The sequence below is a fragment of the Xanthomonas indica genome (assembly GCF_040529045.1).
Taxonomy (GTDB): Bacteria; Pseudomonadota; Gammaproteobacteria; order Xanthomonadales; family Xanthomonadaceae; genus Xanthomonas_A; species Xanthomonas_A indica.
The window spans coordinates 3,739,679-3,752,679 of sequence record NZ_CP131914.1 but is presented as its reverse complement, the minus strand read 5'-3'; the positions used below and the strand labels follow the sequence as shown (position 1 = coordinate 3,752,679).

12 protein-coding genes and 1 other RNA gene are annotated in these 13,001 nt (G+C 71.4%); 7 read left to right on the top strand and 6 right to left on the bottom strand.

From position 1 onward, the window contains the following. Positions 1 to 274: 274 nt before the first annotated feature. The 6 genes from Q7W82_RS16300 to Q7W82_RS16275 form a co-directional block, all read right to left on the bottom strand. Positions 275 to 988: a fimbria/pilus periplasmic chaperone gene (locus Q7W82_RS16300; protein ID WP_242159355.1), complete on the bottom strand. Its 714-nt coding sequence runs from the start codon at positions 986 to 988 to the stop codon at positions 275 to 277. A gap of 20 nt (positions 989 to 1,008) precedes the next feature. Next, on the bottom strand, positions 1,009 to 1,329 hold the full coding sequence (locus Q7W82_RS16295; protein ID WP_242159354.1) for a hypothetical protein: 321 nt from the start codon (positions 1,327 to 1,329) through the stop codon (positions 1,009 to 1,011). Between the two features lie 81 nt (positions 1,330 to 1,410). Next, positions 1,411 to 2,433, bottom strand: a complete 1,023-nt coding sequence (locus tag Q7W82_RS16290; protein ID WP_242159353.1) for a spore coat U domain-containing protein — start codon at positions 2,431 to 2,433, stop codon at positions 1,411 to 1,413. Continuing rightward, entirely contained in the window at positions 2,430 to 4,745 is a 2,316-nt protein-coding gene (locus tag Q7W82_RS16285) for a fimbria/pilus outer membrane usher protein (RefSeq protein ID WP_242159352.1), read from the bottom strand. The genes Q7W82_RS16290 and Q7W82_RS16285 overlap by 4 nt, the downstream gene beginning before the upstream one ends. Before the next feature lie 4 nt (positions 4,746 to 4,749). Continuing rightward, positions 4,750 to 5,490, bottom strand: coding sequence for a molecular chaperone (locus Q7W82_RS16280; protein WP_242159351.1), 741 nt, complete (start codon positions 5,488 to 5,490; stop codon positions 4,750 to 4,752). 14 nt (positions 5,491 to 5,504) lie between these two features. Next, on the bottom strand, positions 5,505 to 6,008 hold the full coding sequence (locus Q7W82_RS16275; protein ID WP_242159350.1) for a spore coat U domain-containing protein: 504 nt from the start codon (positions 6,006 to 6,008) through the stop codon (positions 5,505 to 5,507). A gap of 226 nt (positions 6,009 to 6,234) precedes the next feature. On the opposite strand from Q7W82_RS16275, the gene map reads away from it, so the two are divergent. From map to Q7W82_RS16240, 7 genes are all read left to right on the top strand, one after another. Then, positions 6,235 to 7,011, top strand: coding sequence for a type I methionyl aminopeptidase (gene map / locus Q7W82_RS16270; protein ID WP_160946051.1), 777 nt, complete (start codon positions 6,235 to 6,237; stop codon positions 7,009 to 7,011). A 29-nt stretch (positions 7,012 to 7,040) separates the two neighbouring features. After that, a complete protein-coding gene (locus tag Q7W82_RS16265; protein ID WP_242159489.1) occupies positions 7,041 to 9,641 on the top strand; it encodes a [protein-PII] uridylyltransferase in 2,601 nt (866 codons plus the stop codon). Then, positions 9,641 to 10,651 carry a 2,3,4,5-tetrahydropyridine-2,6-dicarboxylate N-succinyltransferase gene (dapD, locus tag Q7W82_RS16260; protein WP_242159349.1) on the top strand — a complete coding sequence of 337 codons (1,011 nt, stop codon included), beginning with the start codon at positions 9,641 to 9,643 and terminating at the stop codon, positions 10,649 to 10,651. Before Q7W82_RS16265 ends, dapD begins: the two co-directional genes overlap by 1 nt. 556 nt (positions 10,652 to 11,207) lie before the next feature. Next, on the top strand, positions 11,208 to 11,807 hold the full coding sequence (locus tag Q7W82_RS16255; protein WP_242159348.1) for a hypothetical protein: 600 nt from the start codon (positions 11,208 to 11,210) through the stop codon (positions 11,805 to 11,807). A 223-nt stretch (positions 11,808 to 12,030) separates the two neighbouring features. Next, positions 12,031 to 12,108: non-coding RNA, sX9 sRNA (locus tag Q7W82_RS16250), on the top strand. Between the two features lie 28 nt (positions 12,109 to 12,136). Next, entirely contained in the window at positions 12,137 to 12,493 is a 357-nt protein-coding gene (locus Q7W82_RS16245) for an arsenate reductase (protein ID WP_242159347.1), read from the top strand. Beyond that, positions 12,490 to 12,948 carry a GNAT family N-acetyltransferase gene (locus tag Q7W82_RS16240; protein ID WP_242159346.1) on the top strand — a complete coding sequence of 153 codons (459 nt, stop codon included), beginning with the start codon at positions 12,490 to 12,492 and terminating at the stop codon, positions 12,946 to 12,948. The genes Q7W82_RS16245 and Q7W82_RS16240 overlap by 4 nt, the downstream gene beginning before the upstream one ends. Positions 12,949 to 13,001 lie beyond the last annotated feature (53 nt).

Here is a 13,001-nt window from a genome sequence, read left to right as displayed (position 1 = left end):
GTGACTCCTGATGGGGAACCGGCCGTGCGCGGGCAGGGATGGGTGAAGCGCGCGCATGACGGTGCGGCCTTGTGGGTCCGCACGACGATTCCGGGGTTGGGCCTCCCTGCTGTCTCCGTGACCGAACTCCTTGCGGAGCACCCCGGCACGGGCGATGGCAGCAGGTGTGAATTCGCCGGTGCGTCCGGCGTGGACGGTTCATCGGGCCATGACAGGCACGACGAAGCCGCGCACTATACCTGGCGGGGGGCGGTGGCGCAATGCGCCGGCCGGCTCACTCGGCCGGCAGCGGCTGCAGCGGTGCCTGCTCGTCGAGCCGCGCCGCGAAGCGGCCGCCGGGGGCGGCGGCGGCGGCCGGCAGCGGCCAGCGCTTGTAGGCGCCGGCCAGGATGTAGCCGGCGAGGCTGGGGAACAGGGTCTGGGTGCGGCCGTCGGCGCCGATGAAGCTCAGGTCGCTGAGCCGGGCATGGGCGCTGCCGCGGTTGTGCACCACCAGCTCCGGCCCCTGCGCGCCGGCGATCAGGTGGGCGCTGAGGCGCGGCGCGGCCGCCGGGTCCGCTGGGCGCAGGAACACCGGCGTGGAATAGCGCAGCAGCAGCGGCGCGCCTGCCGTGGCGGGTGCGGGCGCTGCGGCGTCGGGTGGCGCGGCGCGTTCCTCCAGCACCAGCCGGTAGGCGCGCTCGGTGGCGGCGCCGGGGCCGGTGCGCACCAGTCGCAGCAGTTGCCGCCCCTGCGCCGGGATGTCGATCGATTGCGGGCTAGTACGCACCTCGTCGGTGCTGTCCAATGCGTCCATCCCGTCGCGCTGCTGCCAGCGGTACACCTGGACCTGCGCCCGCCAGGGGCGGCCCTGGGTGTTGTTCAGCCAGATCTCGGTGCTGGTCTCCTCCGGCGCCAGTTGCACCAGGGTCGGGCTGATCCGCACCCCGGCCGCATCGGCGCTACCGGCCAGCGCCAGCAGCAGCGCTGGCAGCAGGCCTGTGCGCATTCGGCGGCGGGCACCGCCCACTAGAACGCGACCGTGGCGTAGCGCGCCGCGTCGCGCGGCGCGGCGCCGGTCGTGGACAGGCTCAAGGCCAGCGCGGTGCCGGCGCTGGGCACGGGCGTGCCGTCGATGCTGACCTGGTAGGCCAGCGGGCGGTTGCAGGCGATCGTCGGCAGCGCCCCGGGCTGGGCGCCGCCGGCGGTGCCGATCTCGCAACTGCGCTCGATGCGGATGCCGATCCGCAACGTGGCGCTGCCGCTGCCGAGCGTGGGCTGCGCCGCCGCATCGACGCCGGCCACGCACAGGCTCGCCAACAGCAGCGGTCGCAGGAACGGCAGGCGCATCGATCGGGGCTCCGAAGTAGACACAATCGATAACGGCTCCCATCCCGGCAACTTGACCCGCGCCGCGGCCCCGTTCAGGCCTCAGTAGGTGACGGTGACCTTGACCACGTCGCTGTAGCTCCCCGGGGCCGGGGTCTGCTGGGCCGGCACCTGGCCGTACAGGGTCAGCGACTGCGCGCTGCCGGTCCCGGTGCCGGTCTGGGTGTCGGTGTTCAGGGTGCTGCCCCAGCGCTGGGTCCGCGCGGCGTCGCGGTACAGCTCGTAGGTCAGGTACTGGCCGCCGGCGCTGCGCATGCGCCGCACGGTGCCGCTGGCGTTCTGGCCGTTGTCCAGGCTGACCTGCCAGGCGGTGCGGGCGCGGCAGGTCATGCTGAGCGCGGTGGTGTAGTTCAGCGGGGTGTCGATCAGGCCCGACTGGGTGCCGAAATCCAGGTCGGCGATGCTGGCGATGGTGCAGGTCGGCGTGGCGGTGGCGCTGGCCACGAACGGGAACTGCACCGAGGTGCCGCCGCCCTTGCCGCCGGTGGTGCAGGAGGTGGGGATCACCGCGGGGTTGCCGATCAGCGGTTCGTCGTAGCGGTACTGCAGGTTGGTGTACACCCCGCTGAAACTGTTCTGGTACAGCCCGGTGGCGATGCCGCTTTGCAGCGGCACCCGCGCGTAGAGGGTGTAGGTGGCGGTGCCGCTGCCGCCGGTCGCCAGCGACGAGTAGGTCAGGTCCACCTGCAGCGGCGTGGAGCCGCTCAGCGTGCTGCCCCAGATCAGGCTGCGGGCGCTGTCGCGATAGAGCTGGAAGCCGAGGCTGTCGTTGAGCGGGTTGAGCATGCGCCGCGGGGTGATGCCGAGACCGCCGCCTTGCGCGCCTTCGTCGATGTTCAGGCACATGCGCACGTAGATGGTGCCCAGCACGCTGATCGCGCCGGTCTGGCAGGTGACCACGATCTGCGCGGTGGCGTCGGTGGCGGCGCTATCGGAAAGCGTGCCGAAGCTCAGTGCCGTGGCCTGTGCGGTACAGGTGGTGGTGGCCGCGGCGCGCGACGGCAGCAAGGCCGCGGCCGCCAGCAGCAGCGCCGGCGGCAGCAGGCGCCAGGCGCGCGCGCTCACGGGGCGGTCTCCGGCAGGCAGCGCAGCGGGCTCAGCCCGGTGGGCGGGGCCTGCGTCGTGCGCTCGATGCGGAACCGGCAACGGCTGCCGTGCATGTCCACCTCCAGGTCGTTGCGGCCGGCGCCGAGTCCTTCCACATAGGCTTGGCCATCGTAGCCGACCACCGTGTCGACCCCGGGGCCATGCACCCGGCTGCCGACCGGCAGCGGCACGCCGTCGGCATCGTGCAGTTGCACCAGCACGCCATCGCTGCGGTGGATCGGGAACGCCACCACCACCCCGGTGCGGTCGCGCGGCACCACGATCTGGTCGACCTGCTCGGGCCGCAGCTCCGCCGACAGGCGCATCGGATCGATCGACAGCCGGTTGTGCTGCCAGGCCAGCAGCGGCGTGACCAGCAGGAAGCCGCGCGCATCGGTGCGGCCGATCGGCCGGTTCTCCAGCAACACCGGCACGTCGGCGACGCCGCCGGTGGAGACCAGGGCGAAGGCCTGGTCGAGATCGCGGCCGGGGAACCAGCCGCCGCCGATCCAGGCCACGCCGCCGGAGGCCTCGGCGTAGCCGTAGGTCTGGCCGCCGGTGCTGGCGATGCCGCCGGCGTAGCGGGCGCTGGCGCCGCGCCAGCTGGCTTCGGCCAGGCCGCCGCCACCGTCCTGCCCGCCGCGCGCCTGCAGCCGCCAGCCGCTGCCGCCGTCGGCCGCCGCCGCCTGGCTGAGGTCGGCCGTGGCACTGGTGCGCGCGCCGATGCGCTGCATGGCGACGCCGGCCTGGCGGCGGCCGTCCAGGGCCACCGACCAGCCCAGGTACACGCTGCGGTCGCGGGCCTGGTCCAGGTTCTGGTTGATGCTCAGGTTCAACGACGATTGCCGCGGCAGGGCGCGGGTCCAGAACAGGCTGGCGTAGCGCTGGTCGTCGCTGTCCGGGTAGGCCAGGCGCACATAGCTCAGGGCGATGCTGCCCAGGCCGTTCCAACTGCTGCCGAACAGGGCGCGCTCGCTGACCCGCGGCGGCGCGGCGCCGTAGCGCGCGGCCACGTCGCGGTAGCCGGATTGGGCGCGCTGGGTATCCAGCGCCAGGTTGAAGCGGCCGTTGTTCCAGCGGTAACTGAGCGCGTATTGCAGGCCTTGCTGGCCGGCCCCGCCGCCGTGCGCCAGCGAGGCGCCGAACACGCCGGCGCGCGGCAGCAGCCACAGCCCGCCGACGCCGGCGTTGCGCACGCCGGCCCCGGCTTCGGCATGCGCCTCGGCGGTGAAGCGCGGCCCGACGCCGCGCCGCCAGCTGGCGCTGCCGACCGTGTCGCCGGCATAGGCGAAATCGGCGACGCCGTACTCCTCGCGCACCCGGCCCAGCGCCAGCGACCAGTCGGTCAGGCCGCTGGCCAGCAGATCCTGGGTCGCATAGAACGGAAAGGCCAGCGAGCGGGTGCGGCCATAGGCATCGGTGATCACCACCTGGGCATTGCCGGCACCGTCCACGCCCGGTGCCGCGGACAACTGGAACGGCCCGGCCGGCAACTGCGCGCCGTACTGGCGGATGCCGTTGACGTACAGGTCTACGCTGGAGGGCACCGCCACCTCGCCGAGGAATTCCGGCAACGGGGTGATCGCGCGGTACGGCTGCAGGCCGAAGTCGCTGCCGACCCGCACCCCGCCCAGGCGCAGGGTGCGGCTCCAACTGGTGCTGCTGCTGAAGGTGTCGCCCAGCACCACGCTGGTCATGCGCTCGGGCAGCGACCACTGCCACTGCGTGTCCAGGCGGATCGCCTGGGCGCGCCAGTCCTGCTGCGGTTCGCGGTACAGCCGGCCGACGAAGGACTGCCGCAGCAGGCCGTCGCCCAGGCCGAACACGCGCAGTTCGCCGCTGGCGGTGAGATTGCTGGTGCTGCCCTGGCGGCTGGCATAGAGGTCGTAGTCGAGCAGGGCGCCAGGCGAACTGGTCGCCGGCAGCGACGGCACGCCGCCGCGGGCGTCGATCCGGGTGGTGGCGACGTCGAGCAACGCCACCGGCGCATCGATGGTCACCTGCTGCAGGCTGGCGTCGTAGCGGAAGCGCACGCCGTCCAGGTCGCCCAGGGCGATCGCCGCGGTAGCGTCGCCGCCGTCCACGCGCAAGCCGAGCTGGCGCAGGGTCGCGGCACTGGCACGCAGTTGCTCGCCGTCGCGCTGGAACTGGAACAGGCCGGGCTGGCGGGTCTGGTTCAGGGTGACCTCCAGGTACAGGGTCTCCTGCGCCGGCGCAGCGGCCTGGGTTGGGGGGAGGGTCTGAGGCTGGGCGACGGCGAGCGCGGCGGTGCCGGCCCACAGGGCCAGCAACAGCTCAGGGCGCCGCGGCGTCCACGACCAGCGACTGCGCGCGCGGCTCGCCATTGATCCTGGCCTCGAACGTTCCCTGTGTCTGCGCCAGTGCCGCCGGCAGCGGCCAGCGCTTGCGCTGGCCCGGCAGTACGTAGCCGGCCAGGCCAGCGGCGATGGCGCTGCGTTGCCCATCGCCGGCGACGAACTGCAGGTCCACCAACTGTGCGTGGCCGTTGCCCTCATTGCGCACTTCCAGCGCCGCGCCCGCGCCCTCGCGGACCACCCGCGCGCGCAGTACCGGCGCGGTGGTCACGGCCGGCTTGAGGAACACCGGCACCGAGTAGCGCAGCACGAACTGCAGCCCGGCGCTGGCGGTGCCGCCGGCGTCCTGGCTGGGCAACTCGTCGACCAGGATGCGGTAGGCGTCCTCGCCGGCAACGGGCGCGGGATCCAGGCGGATCACCCGGACCAGTTGCCGCGAGTGCGGCGCCAGTTCCAGCATCGGCGGGCTGAGCGCGATGCGGTCGCTGGGGTCGAGCACGTCCTCGCCGTCGCGCTGCTGCCAATGGAACACGCGGACCTGCGCGCGCAGCGGCACGTCGCCGCTGTTGCTCAGCCACACGCCTTGCGCGGTTTCCTCGGCGCGCAGCGACACCGACGTCGGCGCCACCTGCAGGCTTGCCGCCACCGCCGCGCCGGCCGCCATCAGCCACAGCGCGGCAAGCGCCGGCAGGCGCAGGAAGGAATGCGGTCGCAAAGGCATGCAGGCGGCTCCGGTTACCAACTGACCGTCGCGGTGACGATGTCGCTGTATGAGCCAGCAGGGTAGTTGGTGTTGGCGACCTGCCCGTAGACGGTGATTGGCTGCACCGCACCATTGCCGGTGCCGGCCTGGGTGTCGGTGCCGATGGTCGAGCCCCAGTTCTGCGTGCGCGCGGCATTGCGGTACAGCGCATAAGGCACGCGCGTGGTATTGCCGGCGACGGCGCTGCCCATGGTGCGGGTGGTGACCGTGGCGCCGGAGCCGGAACCGGCGTTGAGCGCGATGTTGTACGGCGTGCCGGAGGTGCAACGCACGTTCAAGGTGCCGGTGCTGTTGATCGCGGTCTGGTTCGAATTGACGCTGCCGAAATCCACGTCGGTCGGGGCGGTCTGGATGTCGCAGACGCTGGTGATCTGGATCTTGACGTTGAAGGTGCGCGAGTCGGACTGGGCCCAGGCCAGGCCGGTCCCGGCGGCGAACAGCACGAGGAAGGCAAGCACGCGATGGAAGAGGTACATGGCAGGGTTCTTCGATGATGGCGGTGAAACGCCGGTGTCGCCTTGCTTGCAAACTGCAGGCCAGTTCACACTTTTATGGATCGCGATCCAGTTTTCACATGAGATGGCGACCACGGGGGGCCGCGTTCAGTGCGATGAAGGCGGCGGGAGGCGAACCGCGACGCCGGAAAACCGCCGACACGCCCGGCGCGTTCAGCCAGCGCAGGGATGAGCGATAATGACGACCATGACCGTCAATCTGAAAACTCCGCAGGACATCGAGAAGATGCGCGTGGCCGGCCGCCTGGCCGCCGAGGTACTGGACCTGATCGGCCCGTACGTGAAGCCCGGCGTCACCACCGCCGAGCTGGACCGCATCTGCCACGACCATATCGTCAAGGTGCAGGGGGCGGTGCCGGCCAACGTCGGCTACCGCGGCTTCCCGAAGACCGTGTGCACGTCGGTGAACAACGTGATCTGCCACGGCATCCCCAGTGAGAGCAAGGTCCTGAAGGACGGCGACATCGTCAATATCGACGTCACCGTGATCAAGGACGGCTGGCACGGCGACACCAGTCGCATGTACTGCGCGGGCACCCCCTCGGTGATGGCGCGGCGCCTGATCGAGGCCACCTACGAGGCGATGTGGCGCGGCATCCGCGCGGTGAAGCCGGGCGCCACGCTCGGCGACATCGGCCATGCCATCCAGCAGTACGCCGAGAGCGAGCGCTTCAGCGTGGTGCGCGAGTACTGCGGCCACGGCATCGGCAAGGTCTACCACGACGAACCGCAGGTGCTGCACTACGGCCGGCCGGGCGATGGCCTGGTGCTGAAGCCGGGCATGACCTTCACCATCGAGCCGATGATCAACGAGGGCACGCGCTACACCCGCGTGCTGCCGGACGGCTGGACCGTGGTCACCAAGGACCGCAAGCTCTCGGCGCAATGGGAGCACATGGTCGCCGTCACCGAGGATGGGGTGGAGGTGCTGACCCTGTCGCCGGGCGGCCTCGGCGAACCGTGAGTCTGCTGCCGGCCGGTGCCGATGCCGGCATGCCCGACGCCGGCGCCGATGACGCCGGCTGGGCGGCCGCGGTCCGGCAACTGCTGGCGCAGACCGATGCGCGGCTGAGCAAGCGCTTCGACCAGGGCGACGACATCGATCGCCTGCTGGCGTTGCGCGCGCGCGCGCTGGACCAGTTGATCCGCCATGCCTGGAGCCGCTGCGTGCCGCGCGAGGCCGGGCTGGCGCTGTTCGCGGTGGGCGGCTACGGCCGCGGCGAACTGTTCCCGCGCTCGGACATCGACCTGCTGGTGTTCGGCGAGCTCGACCCGGCGTACGAACCGGCGCTGGCGCGGCTGTTCCCGCTGCTGTGGGACGCGGGCGTGCCGGTGAGCCATGCGGTGCGCTCGGCCGCGCAGTGCACCGCGGCCTGCGCCGACCAGACCGTCCTGACCGCGCTGATCGAGGCGCGCCCGCTGCAGACCGACGCCGCGGCCAAGGCGGCGCTGGCGGCGGCCATCGCGCCGCCGCGGGTGTGGCCGCCGCGCGAATTCTTCATCGCCAAGCGCGAGGAACTGCAGGCCCGCCACCAGCGCTTCGGCGACACCGCCGACAACCTGGAGCCGGACATCAAGGACGGCCCTGGCGGCCTGCGCGACCTGCACACGCTGGGCTGGATGGCGCTGCGTGCGTTCGGCGTGCGCGACCTGGAGCCGTTGATCGGGCTGGGCCACGTCGGCGGCGACGAAGCCGCCGCGCTGCGCCGCGAGCGCCGCGAACTGGCGCGCTTGCGCTACGGGCTGCACCTGGTCGCCAATCGCCCGGAAGAGCGCCTGCGCTTCGATTACCAGAAGACCCTGGCGCAGCGCCTGGGCTTCTCCGACGACCCCGAGAGCCTGGGCGTGGAGAAGATGATGCAGCGCTTCTATCGCAGCGCGGCGATCGTGCGCCGGCTCAGCGACCGCTTGCTGCAACGCTTCGAGGAACAGTTTGACGGCGAGGCGCAGCCGCAGCCGCTGGACGGCGGCTTCTCGCTGCGCCGCGGCTACCTGGCCGCCGACGACGAACGCTGGCCGCAGGCCGATCCGGTGCAGGTGTTCGCGCTGTTCGCCACCTGGGCGGCGCACGGCGAGATCCGCGGCCTGCATTCGCTGACCGCGCGCGCGCTGGCCGAGGCGCTGCCGCATCTGCCGGCCTACGCCGACGCCAGCCCGAGCGCGCGCGAGCGCTTCCTGGCGCTGTTGCGCGGCCCGCGCGCGGTGCAGACGCTGACCCGGATGGCGCGGCTGGGCGTGCTCGGACAGTGGATCCCGGCGTTCGCGCAGGTCTCCGGGCGCATGCAGTTCGACCTGTTCCATGTGTACACGGTCGACCAGCACACGCTGATGGTGCTGAAGAACATGGCGGTGTTCGCCAATGCGCGCGCCGACGAACGCTTCTCGATCGCGCATGAAGTCTGGCCGCGGCTGCGCAAGCCGGAACTGCTGCTGCTGGCCGGCCTGTTCCACGACATCGCCAAGGGCCGCGGCGGCGACCATTCGGAACTGGGCGCGGTGGACGCGCGCGCGTTCTGCGCCGCGCATGCGCTCAGTGCCGCCGATACCGACCTGGTCGCCTGGCTGGTCGAGCAGCACCTGCGCATGTCGGTGACCGCGCAGAAGCAGGACATCGCCGATCCGGAGGTGATCCATCGCTTCGCCAGCCTGGTCGGCGACCGCGAGCGGCTGGACTATCTGTATCTGCTGACCTGCGCCGACATCGCCGGCACCAGCCCCAAGCTGTGGAACGCGTGGAAGGACCGGCTGCTGGCCGATCTGTACTTCGCTACGCGCCGCGCCCTGCGCGAGGGCCTGGAGCATCCATTGCCGATCGCCGAGCGCCTGCAGGAGGCGCGCGAAGCCACGCGCGCGCTGATGCACCTGCAGGGCCACGACGACGTCACCATCGATCGCCAGTTCGCCGGCATGCCCGACGAGAGTTTCCTGCGCTTCCGCCCCGAGCAACTGGCCTGGCAGGCCACCTCGCTGATGGAGGTGGAACTGGGCGGCACCCTGGTCAAGGTGCGTCCGGTCACCCCCGACGACGCGGCGCTGGAGGTGTTCGTGTACTCGCCGGATCGCGACGGCCTGTTCGCCGCGATCGTGATGACCCTGGACCGGCTCGGCTACGGCATCCACCGCGCGCGTGTGCTCGATGCCCCGCACGAGGCGATCTTCGATACCTTCGAGGTGATGCCGGCCGATGCCTTCGCCAGCGGTGACCTGGTGCAACTGCAGGCCGCGCTGCGCGAGGCGCTGGCCGGCGACCTGGCGCGCCTGCGCCCGGCGCGGCGGGTGGTGCCGCGGCAACTGCGGCATTTCCGCTTCGCCCCGCGCATCGAATTCCGCGAGAGCGTGGACGGTCGGCGCACCCGCCTGAGCCTGGTCGCGCCGGATCGCCCCGGGCTGCTGTCGGACGTGGCCCAGGTCCTGCGCCGGCACCACCTGCGCGTGCACGACGCGCGCATCGCCACCTTCGGCGAGCGCGCCGAGGATCTGTTCCACATCACCGACGAGCACAACCTGCCGTTGCCCGACGCCTCCCGCCAGGCGCTGCAGGCCGCGCTGCAGGCCTGCCTGGACCCCGATACCCCGCCTGGAGACCCCCGCTGATGGCCACCAAGAAGCCTGCCGCCAAGACGCCCGCTGCCAAGACGGCGGCCAAGAAGAAGCCGGCCCCCAAGACGCCGGCCAAGCCGGCTGCCGCGAAGCCTGCGGTGCCGACCGCGGCGGCCAAGCCCGCCAAGTCCGCACCGAAGCCGCTGCGCGCCAAGCCGGCCGCCATGCCCAGCGCCGACGAGCTGAAGTTCACCATCGACAGCGCCTTCGAGCGCCGCGCCACGCTGACCCTGGACGAGATCGAGGGCTCGACCCGGCCGGTGGTCAACCGCGTCATCGATGGCCTGGAACGCGGGGAGTTCCGCGTCGCCGAGCCGGACGGGCACGGCGGCTGGAAGGTCAACGAGTGGCTGAAGAAGGCGGTGCTGCTGTACTTCCGGGTCAACGAGATGGCGGTGGTGGAAGCGCAGCCGGCGCCGTTCTGGGACAAGGTGGAAGCGCGCTTCGCCGGCTACCACGAAGCCGAGTTCCGCAAGGCCGGCGTGCGCGTGGTGCCGGGCGCGGTGGCGCGCCGCGGCAGCTATTTCGGCAAGGATGTGGTGCTGATGCCGAGCTTCACCAACATCGGCGCGCACGTGGGCGAGGGCACCATGGTCGACACCTGGGCCACGGTCGGTTCCTGCGCGCAGATCGGCAAGCATTGCCATCTGTCCGGCGGCGCCGGCATCGGCGGCGTGCTCGAGCCGCTGCAGGCCAGCCCGACCATCATCGAGGACCACTGCTTCATCGGTGCGCGCTCGGAGGTGGTGGAGGGCGTGGTGGTCGGCCACCACAGCGTGATCGGCATGGGCGTGTTCCTGGGCCAGAGCACGCGCATCTACAACCGCGCCACCGGCGAGATCTCCTACGGCTACGTGCCGCCGTACAGCGTGGTGGTGTCTGGGCAGTTGCCGTCCAAGGACGGGTCGCACTCGCTGTACTGCGCGGTGATCGTCAAGCAGGTCGATGCCAAGACCCGCAGCAAGACCAGCGTCAACGATCTGCTGCGCGGGCTGGCTGACTGAGGATGGCGAGACCGGGCCAGGCCCGGTCTCACGCTGGCATGCCGCTCCCCGTCGATGTCGTGGTCGGCCGGAGCGGCAAGCATGCGGCAGCTTCCGTCTGTCGCCGGCATGCCAAGCCGCTTGCGAATCCTGTACCACCGTCTTGTCTGCGGGCGGCCAGGACAGCACATGGTGGGCGCGCGCGGGCGCAAGGCGGTCGCCTGGTCCGTGCAGATTCGCAATCTCGTACCGAGGGCAGGGCGCATACCCGACGTACATCGGTGGCCGGATACGCTGCCACACACGGGTTCAGGCGCTGCCTCGGCGGCGCGTATCGGACCCGACGATGCCCGGCGCAGACCGTCGTCGGGTGCTGCCGCTGCGCCGACAGGAGACACCGATGCGAAAGATCAAATGGGCTTGCTGGATGACTGCAGCGTTGGCGCTGTCCGGATGCGGCCGTGAGGGTGCGCCGGCGCCGGCGGCGCCCAAGGATAGCGACACCCCGGCAGCGGCTACTGCGTCAAACCCCGTGTCGGCCGCGACAGCTGCACCTGCGCAACCGCCTGCGACGACGGTGCAAAGCGCCAGCGCCGCAGGTGAGCCGCTGTCCTGCGCCGCCGAGATCGGTGCCGATGCCGCGGCGGCGCGCGTGGCCACCTGCCGCGCGGTGTCGCCGGCCACGCATCCGCCCTGCAACGCCGCCAACAGCTGCGCCATGATCGACGACGAGATCGCCCGCAGTTGCGCGCTGCTCGGTCGCGACGGACCGACCACCACCGCCGGGTGCGGTGCGGCCGCCGACAGCCCGCAGGCAGCGGCCGACGTGGTGCGGCGCTACTACGCGGCGATCAACGCGCGCGACTACCCGGTGGCCTGGCAGCAATGGGGCGAGGACGGACGCCCGGGGCAGTCCTACGACGCGTTCAAGGCCGGCTTCGCCAGGACCCGTGCGGTGACAGTGACGATCGGCGCGCTCGGCGCCGGCGACGGTGCCGCCGGCTCGGTGTATCAGCCCGTGCCGGTCACCGTGGAGGCGACGCTGACCGACGGCACCCGGCAACGCTTCCGCGGCGACTACGTGCTGCGCCGGGTCAATGGGGTGGACGGGGCCTCGGCGGCGCAGCTGCGCTGGCGTATCGACTCGGCGAAGCTCCAGGAGCTGCCGGCGCAGTGAGGCGGGGTCTAGCGAGAGGTGGCTGTCCGATCGCTCCGTCTCACTGCAGCAACGGCACCGATGGCGTCCGCGGGCGGTGAGGCAACGCGGGCTGTCTGCATGTGCCATGGCAGCACGGCGCACCGACCCTCACCCCGACCCCTCTCCCGATGAGAGAGGGGCTTGGAGCGGCTAACGGATCTGCTGCGCAGCCGCCAGGCGAGCGGGGAGGGTGCTCGGAATCATGTACGCACTTGTACACTCCGGTTCCTGCGCGCGCCGTCCCGGCCATCTGTCGGCTGCTCGCAACGTGTTGTTAGCCACGCTTCCTCGCTTGAAGGGATGTTTCGATGACGACGTTGTACGGATTGAAGAACTGCGACACCTGCAAGAAAGCGACCAAGTGGCTGGACCGCTTCGGCGTGGCCTACACCTTCGTCGATTACCGCGAGCATAAGCCGACGCCGGACACCCTGCTGGACTGGGCCGGCCAGGCCGGCGGGTTCGACGCCTTGGTCAACAAATCCTCCACCACTTGGCGGCAACTGCCCGACAACAAGAAGACACCTGGCTCCGATGCCGAGTGGAAGTTGCTGCTGCGCGAGTATCCGCAGCTGATCCGGCGGCCGGTGGTGGTGACCGACGACGGCCGGCTCAGCCAGGGCTTCTCCGACAACGGCTTCAAGCAGCGATTCGGGGTGGCGTGAACATCCGCCCGTACCGGGCCGAGGACTGGGCGCGGCTGTGCGCCATCCACGATGCCGCGCGTCTGGAGGAATTGCAGGCGGCGGGCCTGGTGGAGGCGTTCCTGCCGCTGCCGATCGCAGCCGAGCGCGAGGCCCTGTTCGACTACCGCGTGCAGGTCGCCGAGTGGCAGGGCCAGGTGCTCGGTTTCGTCGCCGACGATGGCGAGGAACTGGCCTGGCTGTACGTGGATCCGGCCGCGCGCCGGCGCGGCGTCGGCCAGGCGCTGGTGGCCGCTGTGCAGGACGCCAGCCCGGCCGGCCTGACCCTGGAACTGCTGGAAGGCAATGCCGCGGCGCTCGCGTTCTACCGTGCCTGCGGTTTCGTCGAGACCGGCCTGCAGCGTGGGCGCATGCCCGGCAACGAGGCCTTCGCGGTGCGCGTGCAGTGCATGCGCTGGCCCGGCGCCGTCCCGTAGCGGCGGCCGGAATCGCGGCCACACCCCCGCCAGGCGATCCTGGCCGACGCTTC

Excerpts from the sequence above, each read along its gene's own strand:
- Q7W82_RS16300 (WP_242159355.1), bottom strand. The coding sequence starts at position 988 with ATGCGCACAGGCCTGCTGCCAGCGCTGCTGCTGGCGCTGGCCGGTAGC.
- Q7W82_RS16295 (WP_242159354.1), bottom strand. The coding sequence starts at position 1,329 with ATGCGCCTGCCGTTCCTGCGACCGCTGCTGTTGGCGAGCCTGTGCGTG.
- Q7W82_RS16280 (WP_242159351.1), bottom strand. The coding sequence starts at position 5,490 with ATGCCTTTGCGACCGCATTCCTTCCTGCGCCTGCCGGCGCTTGCCGCG.
- Q7W82_RS16275 (WP_242159350.1), bottom strand. The coding sequence starts at position 6,008 with ATGTACCTCTTCCATCGCGTGCTTGCCTTCCTCGTGCTGTTCGCCGCC.
- map (WP_160946051.1), top strand. The coding sequence starts at position 6,235 with ATGACCGTCAATCTGAAAACTCCGCAGGACATCGAGAAGATGCGCGTG.
- Q7W82_RS16265 (WP_242159489.1), top strand. The coding sequence starts at position 7,041 with ATGCCCGACGCCGGCGCCGATGACGCCGGCTGGGCGGCCGCGGTCCGG.
- dapD (WP_242159349.1), top strand. The coding sequence starts at position 9,641 with ATGGCCACCAAGAAGCCTGCCGCCAAGACGCCCGCTGCCAAGACGGCG.
- Q7W82_RS16245 (WP_242159347.1), top strand. The coding sequence starts at position 12,137 with ATGACGACGTTGTACGGATTGAAGAACTGCGACACCTGCAAGAAAGCG.